The organism is Vibrio sp. QJM3NY_27, assembly GCF_057785955.1.
The window spans coordinates 38,633-59,581 of record NZ_CM173511.1 but is presented as its reverse complement, the minus strand read 5'-3'; the positions used below and the strand labels follow the sequence as shown (position 1 = coordinate 59,581).

The following is a 20,949-nucleotide window of genomic DNA, read 5'->3' as shown; positions in this document are numbered from 1 at the left end:
GTTCAGGTTTGACGATACTTAAGCGCTACACTCGAACTCGGTTCGCAACTTTCACTGCTTGTAAAGTCTGGTTTTGTTGCAGCACCAAGTTATAAGTATTGTTATCACCCTGCGCCCTAATAGAGACAACAAGGGAATAGTTCAGTGGTTCCAGTTCCGTTTGGCTATCTCCGCCTTGCTCTCTAGCATGATACTTAACATCAAACACAGGATTTAGAAGAGTGTCTTTTTTAAATCGTTGAGATCTAGAGATGCACGTTTCCCATTTGTGCGCATCTTCCCTTAATTCATCTTCTGTTTCATATAAATTCCCCACAGAAAAGAACGTTTTTGAATCAGCATGATCTGCTTCATCATTTTTTTTCTTACCTTCATTACTCCGAAACACAATATCTAAGCCACTTCTCGTATAGTGTAAAGGATGCTCGGGATCTGTAATTGCATTAAAGCAAAATGTCGCTTTTAAGTGAACCCAAGTACAATCAATCCCCTCGGGAATTGGGATTGGGATTCTCAAATGCTCTGACTTGTTTAGCTCACCTTGGTATACAATTATCGCTTCATCATCCAAACACTCCACTACAGACTCAGGAGAACTTGGCAACAACCCCCACCCAACATCATTTTGCTCTTTTTCGTCACGATTAGCGTGATGCACCATTAGAGCTTTTACTGTTGATGCGTTTAAATCAAAATCCGTTATAGAATCAATTCCAGCCGCAACCCTCAATGCATAAGGTGCCGAATAGCTTGTACCAAGCGTGCCCACAATAGAATGAGTCAGTGGTGAGTAAACTTTAAAAAGCTCTTTATCTGAACCACCAAAAATCACTCCATCCGGCTTTACAACTCCAGGGCTTCTACCAGGCCCAATACAGCTGTATGAAGCTCTTTCCCAATCATCACCTCTAGAGTCACTCGCTCCTACAGCAAAACAATTAACCATGTCACTCGGTGGTTGTATCCTAGCAAATTCACCATCTAGGTCACCATCGTTACCAATAGCAACAGTGGCAAAGCAATGACCATCTTGTAAAAGTCTATCAATAACAGAAGTCCATACATGTACATCATCATCATCTATAGCCAGTCTTGGCCCTAAACTTAAATTTATGTACTTATAATCTTTTCTCTTTAAGACATCTTCAATTCTAGTCAGTACGTCAAACAAGTCAGGGTCTGTATCTGTGGCAGATAACACGCGCACAATATCCACTTTGGAATACGGTTCTCCCATTGATAGACTACCATCAGCGTAAGGCCCAAACAGATATGTAGAACATACCTCACTACCATGAGATAGCAAACTAGGGTGCCCATGCGTTACATCTGAGGGAATATATTCAGTTATCCAATCGTGAAGGATATGCTCAGAGCCTATACCGCCATCAAAAATACAAACCTTGAAATCATTACTTAACACTTTAAATTGAGGTAACTCAAAAGCCTCTTTAAGAGACTCTCGCATGACGTCGGGATGGTTGAGCCTTAGTTGCGGCATACTCCGAAGAGCCCTTAGATGAGAAAATTGCGCCAAGTCATGCTCTGTGCCGTTATCAATAGTGACAGGTAAAAAAGTCAGACCTCCCACCGTTTTGGATCTTTTCCAGTCAACACCGCCACCAAGAGAAACTAAATAGTCATTAAACGAGTTTCTAACAACTTGATCGTGTACCGACGCATGCAGAACAACCTCTAGTTTTAACTCTTCACTCTGACTGTCTATATGTTTAATCTTTTCATCAGGAGCTACTGAGCTTACGTTTTCGATAGATCTAATAATATCCCTCGTAGACTCAGGTAAGTTATCATGCTGAATGCTATGTAACATTGCTTCAAATTTCGACTTGCTTCCTGATACAAAAATACACGATGTAAGCCCCTCTTCTGGATGTTTTTTAACTGCCCATTTTTTAGGTTTTATACGTAATGATTTTGAACCTACATCCTTGATATCATATCGGTTAAATAACTTTGTCGGATAGTAAGACTTAGCTAAATAAGAAGGGTGCTGAACGAACTTTATTACTACCTCACCATTTGCACACTGTACATCAGGCTTTGAATCAATATCTTCGATTACGCTGGACAGGTCTTTAGCTAACCTATCTCTTGCTTCAGAGAAAGAATATGGGTGTTTTTTATCACCTCCACCAGATCTTACTTCTACTGAGTTAGTAAGAGATTCACCATAGCCAATAATAAAGTTCTTCATTGTTTTTACCCTTCCTCTGAGTCTTCAATCGACTTCTTAACTGTTGGTCTGCTTATGCCGAGCTTGTTTGCGATAGCTCTTTGAGAAAACCCCTGATTGTGAAGCTTTACAGCCATTGACTTCTTCTCTTCAATATTCAGTTCTTCGTAATAAGCTATATTTTCTTCCCCTGCCAAATTCCTCAGTGTCAGAGCAGAAATCACACTTGCCCTTTTTTCCTGAGTTAATTCCCTGTCTATATTACTAAAAGACATTCCTTCAAATTTATCGACATATTCCTGCTTTTTATCTGCAATATCAGGCCAGTACTCTATTAAGTAATCACCAATCATATCTTTAGAAGGCATTGTAAACAATATTTCCATATCAAACCGCCTCCATATTGCTGGATCTAACAATTCACCATGATTAGTAGCAGCAATAAGTAAAGACGTTGAAGGCCATTCATCAATAGTTTGAAGTAGTACTGTTACAAGTCTTTTTAATTCACCCAACTCACGGTCATCATCTCGACGCTTAGCTATGGCGTCAAACTCATCAAGCAACAACACACATGGAAAAGACATTGCGTGCTCCAATACAGCCCTAACATTACTTCCGGTCTTTCCTAAAAAACTACTCATTACAGTAGCTAAATCCAAGATCAACAATGGGAGGCCGAGTTGGTTTGCTAGCCATCTCGCAGACATAGTTTTACCCACACCAGGGGGGCCCTGAAATATCAGAGACTTGGTTGGCTGTAATCCTTCAGATAACAGGGCATCTACATACTTTCTTTCCAGCAATACCTGCTCAAACACATCAGAAACACTATCAGAATATATAGGAGATCTTGATAATGACGCGGGTTCTTCCACCTTGATTAGACTCTGCCTACTATCTGAATCTACCGGTGAAGGCATACGCCGAATGTTTTTGCTACGCAAAGTATCAGAAGCCAACCTCTGGGTTATTTGCTCATAGAGAGAAGCGTTTTCTAAGCGAACCTTTGAAGCCAGCTTCCTAACAATCATTTGCGCTGTGGATTTATCTCCCTTAAGGGCGACATCTACCAAATTTAATATGAACTTATCTTCCATTTTGGCCTACGCTTTTATATTTCATTTCCACAATGGTAAATCAAAACCCAAAAACTTACCACTCAAGATGAAAGAATAACCAATAAAAACGGGGTAATTACCAAGAAAAATAGGCAAGTGGTAATTCAATTAAGCAGGTAGCACCCTAAAGGTCGAGATGCCTCACCTCTTGATAAAAAAGAAGAACTGTCGGTTTTTCCTAGACTTTTACAACGCTTTTTCCAAAAAATTCAACCTACCAAAGCCTTAACATAGTTGACCGTCCTCAGAGAGGGTTTTAAGAACATTCGTTAATCCATTCATCTTTCCAAGCAAGTGTGCTGAACGTTCTTTTGCTTGCTGTAGCAATGGGGATAATCGGCTCTCAAGTTCAGGAAAGCGGCATCTTAATGATTGGTATTCATTAATTTCGCCAAGCACGATCTCCAATTCACCTTTGTATTCGTTGCTCTCTCGAAATAGCACTGAGTAATCCGATGTAACCTCTGTTATCGAAGATTCGCGTTTAGCTTTTCTTCGGGGCAACACTTCAAGATATTTAAATTGTTCGGTTTGAAAGTACCTTTTGTTTCTTCCTTCACCTTCAGTTCGAAGCCACCCCCTTTGTTGATATTGCCATATTTGGCGATAAACCTTCTTCCTAGCCTCATCAAGATTTTTTATGCCATCTGCAATGTTTAATGAAGCGTCCCTAGCTTCTATTACAGAAAAACCATCCATTCTTTTTTCAATCAACAAGTTGTGCATTACTGCACTGATTTTTATAGAACGTTTCATGTACTACTTATACCAACCAAAATACTAAGGATTGCTTAGTATACAGAAATCAGTAAAACTAAGAAAATCTTAGTTAAGTTGAGCTTTAAGATATGAGCCATAAGTGTCATTCCAAAACCCAATCCCATTGCGTCTCAAAGAAGCGCGGAAAAAAGCAAAAATCTCCCAGAAAGCCTTGGGAGTGAGAATCGGTATGGATGAGAGCTCTGCAAGTCCGAGAATGAACCAGTACGAAAAAGGGAAACATACTCCAGATGTTCAAACGCTAAAGTTGATTGCGGATGAGCTTGGTGTGCCATTAAGTTATTTTTTTTGTGAGGATGATGATTCAGCAAAGCTAACAACTTACATAGCTCAACTAACGAAACAACAAAAAGAAGATCTCACAAACCACATCAAAAATAATTACCTAAGAGAATGAGCGTGAAAAATATTGTAAATACTGAAAGACATCGTGAGTCCACCGCTGAGCACGGAACTCTCCTAGCAGCTACTCAAAGTGATCGTGCACGACTAATGTACTCAGCATCATTTCGAAGACTGCAGCAAAAAGCCCAAGTTTTCTCGTTAGAAAGTAACTCCGCGGTACGTTCACGCTTAACTCACTCCCTCGAGGTTTCTCATATAGGCCGTTACATCGTTGCCTGTATCTCAGAAAAAATTGCAGGTGCTAGTAACATTGACCAAGAACAGAAAGATTATTGGAAAGATAATGGTATAGCTCTATCTAACATTGTAGAAACCGCATGTTTAATGCACGACATTGGTAACCCACCGTTTGGACACTTTGGCGAAGCCGCAATCTCAAAATGGGCAGGTTCTAAAGAGGCTGTTGATACGTTATCTGCTTCTTTAGGCACAACATCTCAAGAGAATCAAAGAGCCCTCAATGATTTTAAGTTTTTTGATGGAAATCCACAGGGATTCAGGATCATCACTAAACTTCAAGGTGATGATGGCTTTTATGGTTTAAACCTAACTTACGCTCAACTTGCAGCATTCTTAAAATACACATATAGCCCTGCAACGGTTAACGAGCATAAAGAGAAACCTTTCACTAAAAAAGTGGGGTACTTCGACACTGAAATTGATGTAATAAAAAGTGCTTGGTCTACTCTTGGCATGACACCTAATACAAGGCACCCTCTAGGCTTCTTAATGGAGGCTTCTGATGATATTTCATACTGTATTAGTGATATTGAAGATGGGATAGAAAAAAGTATTATTTCCATAGACCATTTCAAAACCAATGTAATCCAAGGGCTAGAGAAGGTCAGCTTAAAACACGATGAACCTAAGATATGTTCAGACTTGAGCAACATTCTGAGATCCGATAAACAGGCTCCTGTTGGACAGTTTTTAAGTTTCAAAACAAAGCTGTCAAACTACTTAGTAGATAGTGTTGCCCAAAATTTTGTTGATCAATATAACGATCTAATCAATATGGACGTACACAAAGAAATCATATCTAAAGGCACACTAGCATATGACCTGTTAAAAATATTAAAGGTTTATACTGGTGACTACCTGTTTACATCTTCGGAAGCCGAGCGCATGGAGCTATCTGGGTACTCCATAATTTCGGGAATTATTTCTGACTACCAAAAGCTACTGGAGCTTCCCTTAGCGCAATTTAAGTCATTAATTATAAATGACTTCGATGCAATTAAAGAAAATGACCTCCACATCCATAGAAGGCTCTTTAATCGACTCCCAGAAAAACACCTAAACGCATACAAAGCGGCTATTTTTCAGAACTCATTACCAAATATTCTGAAAAATCTTGGTGATGATACAACTCTTAACGACTCTCTAGTTGAGCATTTGGCTCAGTTTGATAAAGTGAAAGAGTGGAATTTACGAACCCACCTAATCATTGATTTTGTCTCAGGAATGACAGACCAGTTTTCAATGGAGTTTTTCCATATGTTGAAGGGGATTAATGTTAAATAATCATGCAGGTAGCAACTTCCACGGAATGAAGCTTAATCGTCACCCTGTAGCTTGGGTATCACAAGTATTAGCTCCTTGGATTAATAGCAATGCTCAGTTGGAAATGAGTAGGTATCAGTATGTCCCTCAGTCGTTTAATGACTATAGATCGACATATAGAGTGCCAGTAGCTCAAATCAATGAAAGATCGCTTCTTGAAATGCTGATGTCTTTAGAACCAGAGACTGAACTCGCTGTGCATTCAAAAGTAATAGTGAACAATGAGCACTACCACATTCCAATGATAGATTTTGGCTCAAAAGGCTCTACGCCATCTGCTTCAGAAGCAATCAAAGAGCTATGTCGATATTGGAATATGGGGTTTAGCCTATACGAAAGTGGCCGCTCATTTCATGGTTATGGAAATCGCCTTCTGACAAATGAACAATGGCTTCAATTCATGGGAAGCCTTTTACTATTAAACAAGCCAAGTGGCTACAAACTCATAGATGAAAGATGGGTTGGTCACCGGATTATGGGAGGCTACTCAGCGTTAAGATGGAGTAAGAACACCTCTCACTACAAACGCTTTCCAGTTCATTGTGGTTTCGTCAATGCCGATAGCTTCCAAATACAGGAAACGGATATCAACTCTATGATCACCCCTCCGCCAAAGCCTATAGGCCCTACCTTTTAGTAGAAATAAGTCTGGAAAATCAGTTTTCCAGACTTCTATTTTCTTCAGAAAAAAAAATAATTCACGTATTTCTGGAAAATGCCTATCACATAGATCATTAAAGGGTTTCCAGATAATTTCCAGAACAGAATATAAACGGTATCGTGGAACGATGAGATAATCAACGCCTTTTGTTGATAACTCTTAAAAAGCAGGCCTTGTGCCTGCTTTTTTTATGCCCCCTCTTGAACCTTACTTCCCAACTCCACGTAACACAGGTACTGACCTATCTAGAACAGCAATGGAGTTTGTGATGAATCTACTAATTGAATCATTTGAAGGCGGGATCTACTTGGCTTACCAAATCGTTGGCGAGCAAAAGCAATTAATTAAAGACGACCACCAGCACCCAATGAAGTTTTTGAGTGTTAACCAAGCACGCGACCACTTTAGCGACCAAGACGTGGCGTCGGCAATGCTGGTTCACAACAGTGCCTACGACGAGATGTGTGGTGAGCATTGTGGCCACACCCAACCGTTCGAGATTGATTTGAAGTGGAGTTAAATCAACTTCAAATCAATCGCGATAAAAATTAAAAGGCTTACATCAATGTAAGCCTTTCTTATGGGAATCACTTTCCCTCTTATTCATTTAAATCAACGCAATGTCCGCTTCTGTCTGCGTTTGATGTTTTGCTCTTTCACAATAAAATCGAACAGTGGGGCGAAGAGGTTGGCGAACAAGATAGCCAGCATGATGCCCTCTGGATAAGCAGGGTTGAGCACGCGAATACCAACCGTCATCACACCGATAAGAATCCCGTAAGCCCATTTACTCTGATTGGTAAAAGCGGCAGAAACTGGGTCGGTCGCCATAAAGAAAGTACCAAAGGCAACGCCACCCAACACAAAGTGCCAGTAGAACGGCATAGAAAACATCGAGTTGGTTTCGGATCCGATCCAATTCATCAAACTAGAGGTCGCCACAAGGCCAATAATCACACCCGCAACAATGCGCCAAGAGGCTATCTTCATGGCAATCAGAATCAGACCCGTCAACATGATAAGCAGTGACGACACCTCACCCATCGAGCCCGGTATATTACCGATAAACGCATCCATCCAGGTGATCGCCTCGCCAGTCATATTATTGATAAGCGAAGTACTACCACCCTCATACCATTGACTCAGTGGTGTCGCGCCTGAATAGCCGTCAGCGGCAACCCACACAAGTCCACCCGACATGTTGGCTGGATAAGCGAAGTAGAGGAAAGCCCGTCCAGCTAACGCAGGATTAAGGAAATTTCGTCCTGTACCACCGAACAGCTCTTTGGCGACAACGATACCAAAAGTGATACCTAATGCGGCTTGCCAGAGCGGAATGGTTGGCGGGAGGATTAGTGCAAACAGCACCGAGCTGACAAAGAAGCCTTCATTAACTTCGTGCTTGCGAACGACTGCAAACAAGACCTCCCAGAAGCCACCCACAACAAACACTGTGGCATAAACAGGTAGAAAATAGAGTGCACCAAGCAACATCTGACTTGCCCAGCCACTTGCTATCAATGACTGTGCATCACCAAATGCCCATGACAAGCGCCAGCTGCTTTCAATAACAGAGGTAAGTTCATTCAATTGATAACTGGATGTTAGCGCCGAAACACTCTGATGCCCGACGTTGTACATTCCCCAGAACATGGCTGGGAAGGTCGCTAACCACACTAGAATCATAATACGCTTGAGATCGATGCTGTCTCGAACATGGGTCAAGCCTTGGTTTACGTTGCCGGGCGTATAAAATATGGTCGCAAAAGCCTCATACACAGGGTAAAGCTTTTCGTACTTCCCTCCAGCTTCAAAGCGTGGAGCCACGTCTTCTAATCGTTTTTTTAAACTCATAATCTCAATCACCTTATTGCTTGAGTTATGGTTTTCTACGCATCAATTGCTCTATTTGAACAGTTTCTAGCGATTTTTAGTCAAATTCGTATAAAGAAAGAGTGCCCAGAAGTCGAACCGATGTTGAAAAAGGAAGGTGTATAAACAACAAAGCCCCAGCAATGGCTGAGGCTTATTTGGTATTACAACGGGTCTTCGCTACTTCACACACATCACATTAAGCAGTGAAGAACCTTTCAATTGATTTACGTTACCATTGGTAAACAGACCTTTCTTATCTGCGCCCCAATAAGGTAAATGCATTGGCCAGTTCTGTTTTTCCATAACCTTTGAGCTCAAGATGCTCTGCCACTGCTTTTCACTCATCAGCTTCATGTTGACCTGACTACACACCAATTCAGCGCTATCGAAATCTAGGCGGCTCCAAGGCTTACCTTGCTCCATATAGAACTGTTGTTGATGGTCTAGAAGGTAAGGAATCGCATATTGGCTACCCGCAACATTGGCTGTCACACGAATTTCGATTTCCAAATCGTTATCTGAATTCGCGTTACCGCTTGGTAGCGCCTGAATAGCTGCAGCACTCGTTACCGCTGCCGCTTGCTTAGCTGCCACAGGTTTCGGAGCAGGTTTTGGTTTTACAGGAGCCTTAGGCTTAACCATTTTTGGCTCTGCCGCTTTTGCAACGATAGGCTGTGATGAGGTTTTCGACTTATCGACCATGCGAATAAAGGCTTCACCATAGCCGGGAACCTTGCGCACCTGAGCTAAGTCTTTTCTCGCATCAGAGAAGGTAGAATAAGGTCCGATTAAGCAACGATAGTCTCCGCCTTCAGGCTTCATCCAAACGTTAGTTGAGATCTTCTCATATAGGGGCTTTGCTCGGTTCAGTGACAAAGGCTTATTCAGCAGGCCACATTGAACCCAAAACAGCTCGTTATCAGAATGACGTTTAGGCGCCTTACTCCCCCAAACACCCTTGCCGATCGGACATGATTGCTCTAGCTGTGGTAATTGGTTAGTGCTTGCCTGAGTTGCATCACATAGAACCGACTCTGCACTCACTTGGCTCGAGACCAAAAGGGATGCAGCGATAAGCCCCATACGATAATTTCTCATCACAGCACGACATACAGCATTCATTGTCAATTTCATAACCACCACTTAAACCCTTACGGGTTAATTATTACCGAATCAATGTCGATAAAACATGAATTCCATTTTAAGTATTATTGACACTATCAATGATACTAAGTTCCAGATCCATTAAGCAAAAAAAGAGCCGTAATTGCTTACGGCTCTTAATTTAGTGACTTTTTTATCTAAAAATCAATCAGAGCTATCACCCTTTATAAATTTTAGGGTTAAACACGTCACGTAACCAGTCGCCTAATAGGTTAATAACTAGAACCAATGTTACCAAAAGCACACCTGGGAATGCTGTGATCCACCATGCTCCTGAGAAAATGTAGTTAAAACCTGTACTGATCAGAGCACCCAGTGACGGTTGGTCTACCGGAAGACCTAAACCTAGGAAAGAAAGTGCCGCTTCTGACATGATGGCATTTGCCACCTGTACCGTAGAGATAACCAAAATTGGAGATAAACAGTTAGGCAGAATATGACGGAACATGATGCGAGGCGCTCTAAAGCCCATCACACGTGCCGCTTCTACGTATTCTTTCTTCTTCTCAGCCAATACCGATGCGCGAATTGTACGAGCATACTGCGGCCATTCAGCAATACCGATGATCACCACCAGCATAACAACGGCATATTGCGCATAGAAGTCACTGCCGAAGCTAGCCTTAAAGATAGCCGAGACAATGATCGCAACCATCATGGTTGAGAACGAAAGCTGAACATCAGCGAAACGCATCAAGAAGCTATCAATACGGCCACCGAAATAACCCGCAGACAAGCCAATGATGATACCAAGCGTCAGTTGTAGGCCTACCGCTAAGAAACCAATGGTCAGTGATAAGCGCGAACCGTAAAGCATGGTAGATAAAATATCGCGGCCTTGCTCATCCGTTCCGAGCAAGAAACGTTCTTCACCGTCTTCCATCCATGATGGTGGCAGCTCTGAATCCATGATATCAATCGATGTCACGTCGTACGGGTCTGTTGGCGCTAGAATAGGTGCTGCTAGTGCCATCACTAAGAAGATTGAGAAAATGGCGAAACTCACCATGGCCACTTTGTCGCGTAAGAAGTAATACACAATGTCTGATTGCTTAAAACGTTCCCAGCGAGACGGCACTGTCGATGTCTGTTCCATGATTATGCTCCTTTCCCTGTGATGTTAACGGTTGGGTTGATAACACCGTAAAGCAAATCAACAATCGTGTTAGTCACTACGAAAATAAGACCAACAAAAATAACGTATGCGGTAATCAGCGGTGTATCTACACGGTTGATCGCTTCTAAAAATAAGAAACCTGTGCCGGGCCACTGGAAAACCGTTTCAGTAAGAATAGTGTATGCCACCATAGTACCAATCTGAACACCACCAACAGTAAGAACCGGTAGCATGGTGTTTTTCAATGCGTGTTGGTAATAGATTTTGTTTAGCGCTAGGCCTTTCGCTTTACCAAACTTAATGTATTCAGAACTTAGAACTTCTAGCATTTCAGAACGAACTAGACGAATAAACAGAGGCAGCATGATAGATGCCAGTGCAATGCTCGGCAATACCAAGTGTGCAAGGCCATCAAGCGTTAAGAAGCCAGACTCCCAACCAAACCAGTTTGCAGTATCACCACGTCCAAATGACGGTAGCCAACCTAGCTCAATAGAGAACACATACATCAGCATGATTGCAGTTAAGAAAACAGGTACCGAGATGCCGATACTACTACCCGCCATGACCAATTTAGTGAAGAAACTTTTTGGGTGTATTGCAGAATAAACGCCTAATGGAATCGACAGACAAACAATAATCAGAGAAGCACCGAACACAAGTTCAAGCGTCGCGACCAATTTGTCTAAAATTACGTCCACAGCAGGGCGTTTAAAGAAATATGAAGTACCAAGATCACCTTGTAGGGCTGCGCCTATAAAGCGAGTATATTTTGTAACGAAGGGATCATTTAAGCCGAGTTCATCGCGTAGCGCTTGACGCTCCGCCTCTGAAACAGATTGACCGACTAACTCACGTAACGGGTCGCCCAGGTTATCCTGAATGGCAAACGCCACCAAACTGATCACAAACATCACTATCAGTGCCTGAAACAGGCGCTTGACCAGAAACGTAACCATTCCTTGCCCCTTATCTATCCATGACTGTCTAATCGAAATCCGCGACTAGACAACAAAAAATTCAGTCTTAAAAAAGGTATTTAGCCAGACTGAAGGAAGACCAAATACCGAAACTTAAATCTATATCTTAATAATATTGAGAGCCTGAAAGCTTCAGGCTCTCGATTCTAGCAAGCTAGATTATTTTACAACTAGGTCGCCGAAGTAAGGCATAACCATTGGGTTTACTACGTCTGCTGCACCTACGTTAGATTTCGCGCCCCACGCTTCACTTTGCCAGTGTAGAGGTACGAATACTGCGTCGTTGTAAAGTGTTGCTTCAACGCCTTTCAGCATCTTAGAACGCTTAACAGGGTCAGTTTCAGTGTTAGAAGCTTCTACAATCGCATCCATTTCTGGGTTTGAGTAACCAGAACAGTTGTATTGACCACGGCCAGTCTCTTCGTTACGAGTCATCGTTAGGAACTCGTTGAAGTTAGCTGAATCTTCTGTATCTGAGTGCCAGCCGATCATCATCATGTCTGCTGAACATAGGTCAAACTCAGGCCAGTACTGTGCTTTAGGCATCGTCTTAAGATCAACTTTGATACCAATCTTAGACAGCATTGCCGCAGACGCTTGCGCTACTTTCGCATCGTTCACGTAACGGTTGTTAGGCGCTGCCATAGTTAGTGTAAAGCCATCTTCGTAGCCCGCTTCTTTCATCAGCTCTTTCGCTTTTTTCAGATCGTAACGAGGAACTAGATCTTCGTTGTGACCCGCGTAGCCTGTTGGGCTTTGCTGACCAGCAGCTGTCGCGAAACCTTTCATGATTTTCTTAACAATACCTTCATTGTTAATCGCATGAACGATTGCTTGACGAACGCGCACATCTTTCAGTGCTTCGTTGCTGTTTTGGTTCATTTGGAACGTAATGATACGAGTACCAGGTAGCGTTACTAGATCGATGTTCTTAGCGTTTTTAACACGCTTGTGATCATTTGGTGCTACTGGGTGAATCATATCCACGTCACCAGAAAGAAGTGCTGCTACACGCGTTGCATCTTCTTTGATTGGCACAAGTGTTAGCTTGTCTACGTTACCTTCAGTTTCTGTGTCCCAGTAATCGTTGAAACGCTCGAACGTTACTTTAACGCCTTGCTCACGTTGAGTTACGATGAATGGGCCAGTACCTGAAACGTTAGTCGAAGCGAACGAGTTACCGTGCTTAACTAGCTCAGATTTATCATTACCTTCCGCTGTTTGACCAGAGTAAAACTTGCTGTCCATTGGGAAGATGTAAGTTGCTGTTTGTAGTACTAGTGGGTAAGCCGCTTTTGATACTAGCTCAACTGTGTAGTCATCCACTTTTACCATTTTTTCGTATGGCGTGAAGATAGACTTAAAGTCTGGAGAAGCTTGTAGACGTTCAAAAGTCCACACAACATCATCAGCAGTCAGTTCGTTACCAGAGTGGAATTTCACACCTTTACGTAGGTTAAAACGGAAAGTCGTATCATCAACACGCTCCCAGCTAGATGCTAGGCGGCCTTCAAAATCCATCTCTTGAGTGAAACGTACTAGAGGGTCAAACACCATGTGAGACATTTGCAGTGTGCCACCAGACAGCTGCTCGTGCGGGTCAAGTGATACCGGGTCAGCTGCGTAGCCAACGGTAATATCTGCTGCTGCTGCACTAAAGCTTAGGCCAGCTGCCATTAAAGCTACTGCTAATTTGCTTTTCATGGTTTTCATTGCATAACTCCTTCATGCGGGAATCCAGATCCCTAGTTGTTGTATTTGCGTCTGTTTATTGTTTTTAGCAAGCCAAATTCCAGCCTGCTGATTTTTATATCGCGGCTTTTGCCACTGCTTTTTCTTCTCTTAAACCCGTAAATTCAGGCATTAAAGAAATTAGGTGTTTGCTGTATTCATGCTGAGGCGATTGGAACAACTGCTCTGTTGGCGCTACTTCCAATAGCTCTCCCATTTGCATCACACCAACACGATCACACATTTGACGAATAACTGGTAAATCGTGACTGATGAACAGCATGGTTAGGTTGAGCTCGTCTTGTAAGTCTTTTAATAGGTTAAGAATCTGAGCCTGTACCGACACATCCAACGCCGACGTAGGTTCATCACAAATCAGAAGACGTGGGCGAGTTGCCAAGGCGCGAGCGATAGAAATACGCTGACGTTGGCCACCTGAGAATTCGTGTGGGTATTTAACTCCAGCCATCTTGCCTAAACCAACGTGCTCTAGCAGGTCGTGAACGATCTGACGAGTTTCATTCTCGTTGCGCGTAAGCTTATGGAATCGGATCGGTTCAGCAATGATGTCGAAGATCTTCATTCGAGGGTTCATTGATGTGTATGGGTTTTGGAACACCATCTGCATTTGGCGACGCATTGGGCGACGCTCTTTCTCAGACTTAAGCCCAGTAAGGTCAATACCTTCAAAGGTCACTTTGCCTGAGTTGGGTGCGTACAAGCCAGCAATCACACGAGCAATCGTTGATTTACCCGAACCAGATTCACCCACAAGACCAAAAGTTTCACCTTCGTGTACTTCAAAACTCACGTTGTTTGACGCCTGAACGTACTCACGACGACTCTCAAAGAAAGAATCCTTGGTGGTAAAGCGTAAGTTGACGTTTTCAACATTCAACAACGGGCCAGTGTAATCACGGTGATCTTGGCTTTGACCTAACCAGTGGTTTTTCACATCAAGTGGTTCCATCTCGTGCGCTTCTTCGATGTAGCTCACAAGAGGGAAACGATCGAGTTTACGATCTGAACGCGGAACCGCTGAGATAAGACTGTGCGTGTAAGGGTGTTCAGGAGTACCAAGGACTTTCGCCGTCGGGCCAAACTCAACTAAATCACCACGATACATAACCGCTACGCGATCGGTAACGTTAGATACGACACCCATGTCGTGCGTAACCAACATACAACCTACGTTCTTCTTAATACATAGGTCGCGAATTAAACCCAAAATCTGGTCTTGGATAGACACATCCAGTGCGGTTGTTGGTTCATCTGCGATGATTAAGTCAGGTTCACCTGCCAATGCGATCGCGATAACAACACGCTGACGCATACCGCCAGAGAATTGGTGTGGGTACTGCTTTAAACGGTTTTCTGGTTGCGGAATACCAACTTGGTTCATCAAGTCTAATGAGCGTTGGTAAGCTTCTTGATCCGAAACCTTCATGTTGGCATGAATCGTTTCTTTTAACTGCTGCTCTACTGTGAATAGAGGGTTAAGAGAAGTCATTGGGTCTTGGAAGATAAAACCAATCTTTGAGCCGCGAACAGAACGCATCTGTTCAGGAGATAGGCCAGAGACTTTTTCGCCATCCAAAAATACCTCGCCGCTAGCAATGCGACCAGGAGGGCTCAGTAGATCGATCACAGCATTGCCTACTGTTGATTTACCGGCACCAGACTCCCCTACAACGCCAACAATCTCACCACGTTCAATGTTGAACGAAAGCGATTTTACTGCTGCGTGAACTCCATGACGAGATGGGTATTCGATACGAAGATTTTTTACTTCTAAAAGTGACATTACCAGACCTCTACTGCTTTGGCAGCTCTCTGCCCTGTCTGCAAAATTGAATCCATTCTTACCAGAATATTGTTCTGATATTTTATACGGTTGACAATTTGGCAAATAATTCACAGAAAAGCAACAAAAATAGGATAAAAAGTCGACATTAAACGCTTAACAAGCAAAAGCACCACATAACTATTCACCCAGAGAGCATATAGTAATAAAAATCAACATTCTATTGTCGATAATAAATACTCACAAATCCCTTACTACCACTTACTTGTAGAGTTAAACCTATGGTTAAAAGCAGATCTCACTACCAGTCACTAAAAACAAATAATTATTCCAAAAAACAATTAACACTATAGAAACAAACGCTAATTTTTATCATTTAAGCAAACAAAACAACCAGATGAAGGCATATTGGCCATATATATTACCCCTCACATCATTTCAGCGAATACCAACCAGTGAAACGAAAGACTTACTAAAATGGAGACGATTTTGAGCGACTTGATGTAAAGAAAACTGTCAAATACAGACCTTAGGGAACATATTTAGCGTCAAATTTCACTTTTCATAGAAATCTTTAGACCAAACCTATTAATTTGTCGAATGATTGGCGGTGAATTTTATATAAAATTAGATATCGATCAGCTCATTTAATAAAGCAGACACCTCTAGAAAGGCGCGATAATCTAGAAAAAAGGCAAGAGATCGCCTTATATAGAATATGGATTTTACCAAGGCTACATCAAGCAAGGCGTTGAAATATTTAGGCTCTCAGTATTCAAAATCAAGAATAACTGAAACGACAGATGTCAAAAATCCCAACCTTTCGACTGAAATCTCTATTGTGGTAAATAAAGAGAGATTCGGCGCGGAAGCGCTTCCTGCGGCCTGACGAACCACCGAGCTGGCGATCTATCAGCTTGGCGGCAAGTCCACGGCCTTCTGGTCCCAAATTAAATAAATCCCAGATGCAAAAAAGCCCCAGTATTTCGACTGAGGCTTCTTAATGTAGTCGGTGAAGAGAGATTCTTTGAACATCAGACGAACCCCACTAGGGTTCCAGCCTAGTGATCTACAGATGAAAAAAAGCTCATCATTTCTGATGAGCTTTCTTAAAGGTGGTCGGTAAAGAAGGATTTGATGCGACTGGGCTTCCAGCCCCCGAATACACCATTATCTTTTCTCCAGATAGAAAAAAAGCTCATCATTTCTGATGAGCTTTCTTAAGGTGGTCGGTGAAGAGGGATTTGATCGGACTGGCGATCCAGCCCACGACCCTCTGGTCTCAAATTATCTAAATTCCAGGCGTAAAAAAGCCCCGTCATTTCTGACGAGGCTTCTTAAGGTGGTCGGTGAAGAGGGATTCGAACCCCCGACCCTCTGGTCCCAAACCAGATGCGCTACCAAGCTGCGCTATTCACCGAGACGTTTTGTTTGATTTCTCAAACTGGGAACTTCAAAGAAGCTACCAAAATTAATGGGGTGGCTAACGAGATTCGAACTCGCGACCACCGGAATCACAATCCAGGGCTCTACCAACTGAGCTATAGCCACCACTAATTTTTTATATAACCGCTTAAAAGCGATTATTGAAATAGTGGTCGGTGAAGAGGGATTCGAACCCCCGACCCTCTGGTCCCAAACCAGATGCGCTACCAAGCTGCGCTATTCACCGACTAATTTTGTATCGATTCTTGGGAAGAATGAATCAACACTGGAAGCCGAAGCTACCGATATTTTGTAAAGAAAGAATGGGGTGGCTAACGAGATTCGAACTCGCGACCACCGGAATCACAATCCAGGGCTCTACCAACTGAGCTATAGCCACCATTATTTCTTTTTTGCCAATTTCTCACTTACCGAAGTAAGAGACCGGATGGCGCGCCTGAAAGGATTCGAACCTTCGGCCTTTGGCTCCGGAGGCCAACGCTCTATCCAGCTGAGCTACAGGCGCATGCCCTGTCGGCGGAGTGGAATAATACGTATATCACCCAATGCCGTCTAGTACTTTTTTAACTTTTTTTTCTGTTTGGTCTCTTTTTCGACAGTTAATATGTGATAAACCCCTTATTTGAGTACTACAACCCGCCACAGCTTATAAGTTGTTGTTTATTGCAACAACTTATCGGGATATAATCACCCATTATTTACATTGGTTTAACAGTTGCTCTTTGCTGGTTAAGCCAAAACACCCTCCAACACTATAAATTGGTAAGCACGTACTTACCTTGGGAATGTAAAGTGAGTTTAATGGATATGTCTCGTCGAATTTTAAGCGTTGTCATCGCAGTTTTAACCTTTTCAACTGGCGCAATGGCTTCAGGCCTTAGCGAAGCAGAGCAAGATGCAATTGCTGAACGCATCAAACCAGTTGGTCAAGTTTACCTAGTCGGCAGCGAACCAGTAGCCGCAGAACCAACAGGCCCTCGTGATGGCGCAACAGTTTACGGTACCTTTTGTATCGCTTGTCACGCATCTGGCGTAAGTGGCGCACCTAAAACAGGTGATGCTGGTGATTGGGGACCTCGTATTGCTCAAGGTCGCGATATCCTAGCTAACCACGCAATCAACGGCTTTAATGCAATGCCAGCGAAAGGTTCATGTATGGACTGCTCAGACGACGAAATCAAAGATGCTATCGAGCACATGATTGCTGGTCTGTAATTTACCGATCTGTAATTAAAAATACCCAATTCAAAAAAGGTGACCCTATGGTCACCTTTTTATTTGTCTCTATTTAATGCTTTCAGAACCAGACGCTACTTTTTGTTGAACATCGCACGAATATTAGCAATGTGTGCCTGTCCTTTTTCCATTCTTTCTTCAGCGGATTGTGGTTTCTTAACGCTTTCCCACTCCACATCATCATGCGGCAACTCGTCAAGGAAGCGGCTTTGTGTTGGCTTAATCAATTCACCGTACTGACGACGTTCACGACACTTAGTAAAAGTCAGCTCTTTCTGCGCTCGCGTAATCCCTACGTACATAAGACGACGCTCTTCTTCTACATTACCTTCATCAACACTGGTTTGGTGTGGCAAGATGCCCTCTTCGGCCCCCATCAAGAATACATACGGAAACTCTAGGCCTTTCGAAGCGTGCAATGTCATTAGTTGAACTTGGTCTGCATCGTCATTATCTTCCCCGCGCTCCATCATGTCGCGTAAAGTTAAACGTTGAACAACCTCTCGTAGCGTCTTCTCTTCTTTATCATAGTTGTCACCTTCGAGGTCAGCCACAATCCAGCTATAAAGATCAGATACGTTCTTCATTCGCATTTCAGCGGCTTTCGGGCTTGGAGAGGTTTCGTAGAGCCAATCTTCGTAATTAATGTCACGAACCAAAGAACGAACCGCCTCAACTGTATTACCACGTTCAGCATTATCCGAGATACGAACAATCCAATCGCTGAAACGACGCAGGTTTTCCAAACCACGGCCCGTCAGCGTTTGCTCTAAACCCATTTCGAAGCTGGCTTCAAACAGACTTTTACCGCGCATGTTGGCGTAGCTGCCTAATTTTTCAAGCGTAACAGGGCCGATCTCACGACGCGGCGTATTCACAATACGCAGGAAGGCGTTGTCATCATCAGGGTTCACCAACACACGTAGGTAAGCCATGATGTCTTTAATCTCAGCTCTAGCGAAGAAAGATGTACCGCCAGAGATCTTGTAAGGTACACGGTTCTGCATCAGGGCTTTTTCAATCAAGCGCGACTGGTGATTACCTCGGTAAAGCACTGCGTAATCTTTGTATTCTGTGCGATTCAAAAACTTGTGGGCGATGATCTCGCCGGTAATACGCTCAGCTTCATGCTCTTCATTCTTAGCATTCAATACCTTGAGTTTTTCACCGTCCGGAATTTCAGAGAACAGTGACTTCTCATAGACGTGAGGGTTATTAGCGATCAAGATATTCGCCGCACGTAATATTCGACTGGTTGAGCGATAGTTTTGCTCGAGTTTGATCAAGCGAAGATTCGGATAGTCCTCACCCAGCAACACCAAGTTTTGCGGTTTTGCACCACGCCATGAATAGATAGATTGGTCATCGTCACCTACTACCGTTAAGCGACCACGTTCTCCCACTAATAAACGAACCAACTCATATTGGCTGGTGTTGGTATCTTGATACTCATCGACCAGTAAATAGCGAATGCGAGACTGCCAGCGCTCACGGACTTCTTGATTGGTTTTCAGTAACAATACCGGCATCGCAATCAGATCATCAAAATCGAGCGCGTTGTATGCCTTCATCTGTTTCTGATACATCTCAAAACAGAATGCAAAAAGCTGTTCTTGTTCGCCTTGAGCTCTTACTTTCGCTTGATCTGGCGTCAGCATGTCATTCTTCCAATTTGAGATTGTACTCATCAAAGAACGCAGCAGATCCTTATCACCATCGATCTGTGTTTCGGTTAGTTCTTTAAGTAGAGCTAACTGATCTTGGTCATCAAACAGCGAGAAGCCCGCTTTAAGGCCCAGAGCTTTGTACTCGCGGCGAATGATAGTTAGCCCCATGGTATGAAACGTAGAAACGATCAACCCTTTCGATTCATTTTTCCCTAAGCTCTGCCCTACACGCTCTTTCATCTCACGTGCCGCTTTATTGGTAAAGGTTACCGCTGCAATATTACGAGCCTTGTAGCCACACTCTTGAACCAAGTAAGCAATCTTGTTGGTGATAACACGTGTTTTACCCGATCCAGCGCCCGCTAATACTAAGCAGGGGCCAGAAACATACTTCACGGCTTCATCTTGTCTTGGGTTCAGTCTCATTTGATTCTCAATTTGGTCTAGAGGGGCGAATTCAATTGCGCGCCTATAATAATGCTGCAATAGCACGAATGCTACGTTCTCTTATACAAGATTTTTACGGCGTTTGTGTAAAACTTTGTTGCACATGTGTATGGTTCTTGGGCTATAATGAATGAACGTTCATTCATTGGTGATGGCATAATGACAACTCATGTACCTCAGGATAAACGCCAACAAATACTTTCTGCCGCTGAAAAGCTCATTGCAGAGGTCGGTTTTCAAGGCCTTTCAATGCAAAAATTAGCAAAAGAAGCAGGAGTGGCTGCAGGCACTATCTACCGCTACTTCGACGATAAAGACCACTTGATCGATGATGTTCGAGTGCTCGTGACTCAACGGGTAGCAGATGCTGTTCAAGAAGGGGTTAATGATTCGGATCCAATTAAGCAACGCTATCGTACTATGTGGTTAAACATATGGAACTTAGCAGGAACGAACTTAGCCGCGATAAAAAACCGGGTTCAGTATGACTCTCTACCCATCAAAAATAGCCTAAACTTCAGGGAACTAGAACGTGAAATGTTTGCCCAAGTTGAGCTGTTATTTAATGAAGGTAAAGAGCAAGGACTGTTTAAACCACTTAATAACGAAGTATTAGGTGGCTTGAGCTTAGCGGCTAGCGTATCTCTAGCGCGAAAGCATTCTTTAGGATTTTACCAACTCGACGAGGCAGAACTAGAATCTGCAATAGAAGCCAGTTGGGATGCAATAATTAAACACTAGATCGGAGTTTTGACCAT

General features: G+C 43.0%; 16 protein-coding genes and 5 tRNA genes. 6 read left to right on the top strand and 15 right to left on the bottom strand.

Annotated features, from left to right (window positions below; translation table 11 throughout):
* Positions 1-25: 25 nt before the first annotated feature.
* From AC3CIA_RS00275 to AC3CIA_RS00265, 3 genes are all read right to left on the bottom strand, one after another.
* On the bottom strand, positions 26-2,215 hold the full coding sequence (locus AC3CIA_RS00275; RefSeq protein WP_488518314.1) for a S8 family peptidase: 2,190 nt from the start codon (positions 2,213-2,215) through the stop codon (positions 26-28).
* Positions 2,216-2,220: 5 nt separating this feature from the next.
* Positions 2,221-3,294: an AAA family ATPase gene (locus AC3CIA_RS00270; RefSeq protein WP_371712989.1), complete on the bottom strand. Its 1,074-nt coding sequence runs from the start codon at positions 3,292-3,294 to the stop codon at positions 2,221-2,223.
* 246 nt (positions 3,295-3,540) lie between these two features.
* Positions 3,541-4,071 carry a hypothetical protein gene (locus AC3CIA_RS00265; protein WP_371712988.1) on the bottom strand — a complete coding sequence of 177 codons (531 nt, stop codon included), beginning with the start codon at positions 4,069-4,071 and terminating at the stop codon, positions 3,541-3,543.
* Positions 4,072-4,174: 103 nt separating this feature from the next.
* Between AC3CIA_RS00265 and AC3CIA_RS00260 the strand changes: the two genes are divergently transcribed.
* The 4 genes from AC3CIA_RS00260 to AC3CIA_RS00245 all read left to right on the top strand — a co-directional run bounded on the left by AC3CIA_RS00260 (position 4,175) and on the right by AC3CIA_RS00245 (position 7,244).
* Complete coding sequence (locus AC3CIA_RS00260) at positions 4,175-4,492, top strand: helix-turn-helix domain-containing protein (protein WP_371712987.1); 318 nt, start codon at positions 4,175-4,177, stop codon at positions 4,490-4,492.
* Positions 4,493-4,494: 2 nt separating this feature from the next.
* Entirely contained in the window at positions 4,495-6,024 is a 1,530-nt protein-coding gene (gene dgt, locus AC3CIA_RS00255; RefSeq protein ID WP_488518313.1) for a dGTPase, read from the top strand.
* Positions 6,014-6,700, top strand: a complete 687-nt coding sequence (locus AC3CIA_RS00250) for a primase 1D-like protein (RefSeq protein WP_371712985.1) — start codon at positions 6,014-6,016, stop codon at positions 6,698-6,700. Before dgt ends, AC3CIA_RS00250 begins: the two co-directional genes overlap by 11 nt.
* A 292-nt stretch (positions 6,701-6,992) precedes the next feature.
* Entirely contained in the window at positions 6,993-7,244 is a 252-nt protein-coding gene (locus AC3CIA_RS00245) for a DUF6482 family protein (RefSeq protein ID WP_108195543.1), read from the top strand.
* Between the two features lie 92 nt (positions 7,245-7,336).
* On the opposite strand, the gene AC3CIA_RS00240 is transcribed toward AC3CIA_RS00245, so the two are convergent.
* The 11 genes from AC3CIA_RS00240 to AC3CIA_RS00190 form a co-directional block, all read right to left on the bottom strand.
* The gene (locus tag AC3CIA_RS00240; RefSeq protein WP_488518312.1) at positions 7,337-8,578 is read right to left on the bottom strand and encodes an NADH:ubiquinone reductase (Na(+)-transporting) subunit B; all 1,242 of its coding nucleotides are present in this window, start codon (positions 8,576-8,578) and stop codon (positions 7,337-7,339) included.
* Between the two features lie 198 nt (positions 8,579-8,776).
* Positions 8,777-9,733, bottom strand: a complete 957-nt coding sequence (locus AC3CIA_RS00235; RefSeq protein ID WP_488518311.1) for an SPOR domain-containing protein — start codon at positions 9,731-9,733, stop codon at positions 8,777-8,779.
* 187 nt (positions 9,734-9,920) lie between these two features.
* Positions 9,921-10,859 (bottom strand): ABC transporter permease, encoded by a 939-nt coding sequence (locus AC3CIA_RS00230; protein ID WP_004735541.1) that lies wholly within the window; start codon positions 10,857-10,859, stop codon positions 9,921-9,923.
* A 2-nt stretch (positions 10,860-10,861) separates the two neighbouring features.
* On the bottom strand, positions 10,862-11,839 hold the full coding sequence (locus tag AC3CIA_RS00225; RefSeq protein ID WP_004735540.1) for an ABC transporter permease: 978 nt from the start codon (positions 11,837-11,839) through the stop codon (positions 10,862-10,864).
* Between the two features lie 180 nt (positions 11,840-12,019).
* A complete protein-coding gene (locus AC3CIA_RS00220) occupies positions 12,020-13,573 on the bottom strand; it encodes an ABC transporter substrate-binding protein (protein ID WP_054548018.1) in 1,554 nt (517 codons plus the stop codon).
* A gap of 94 nt (positions 13,574-13,667) precedes the next feature.
* Entirely contained in the window at positions 13,668-15,395 is a 1,728-nt protein-coding gene (locus AC3CIA_RS00215; RefSeq protein WP_004735537.1) for a dipeptide ABC transporter ATP-binding protein, read from the bottom strand.
* 1,343 nt (positions 15,396-16,738) lie between these two features.
* Positions 16,739-16,815 (bottom strand) — tRNA-Pro (locus AC3CIA_RS00210).
* 55 nt (positions 16,816-16,870) lie between these two features.
* Positions 16,871-16,946: transfer RNA gene (locus tag AC3CIA_RS00205), tRNA-His, on the bottom strand.
* 44 nt (positions 16,947-16,990) lie between these two features.
* Positions 16,991-17,067 (bottom strand) — tRNA-Pro (locus AC3CIA_RS00200).
* Positions 17,068-17,144: 77 nt separating this feature from the next.
* Positions 17,145-17,220: transfer RNA gene (locus tag AC3CIA_RS00195), tRNA-His, on the bottom strand.
* Between the two features lie 49 nt (positions 17,221-17,269).
* Positions 17,270-17,346 (bottom strand) — tRNA-Arg (locus AC3CIA_RS00190).
* Positions 17,347-17,642: 296 nt separating this feature from the next.
* Between AC3CIA_RS00190 and AC3CIA_RS00185 the strand changes: the two genes are divergently transcribed.
* Complete coding sequence (locus AC3CIA_RS00185; protein ID WP_054548019.1) at positions 17,643-18,056, top strand: c-type cytochrome; 414 nt, start codon at positions 17,643-17,645, stop codon at positions 18,054-18,056.
* Between the two features lie 95 nt (positions 18,057-18,151).
* Here the strand turns inward: AC3CIA_RS00185 and rep are convergent, their stop codons facing one another.
* Positions 18,152-20,170: a DNA helicase Rep gene (gene rep / locus AC3CIA_RS00180; RefSeq protein ID WP_488518310.1), complete on the bottom strand. Its 2,019-nt coding sequence runs from the start codon at positions 20,168-20,170 to the stop codon at positions 18,152-18,154.
* Between the two features lie 180 nt (positions 20,171-20,350).
* On the opposite strand from rep, the gene AC3CIA_RS00175 reads away from it, so the two are divergent.
* Entirely contained in the window at positions 20,351-20,932 is a 582-nt protein-coding gene (locus AC3CIA_RS00175) for a TetR/AcrR family transcriptional regulator (RefSeq protein WP_488518863.1), read from the top strand.
* The last annotated feature ends 17 nt before the right edge of the window (positions 20,933-20,949 follow it).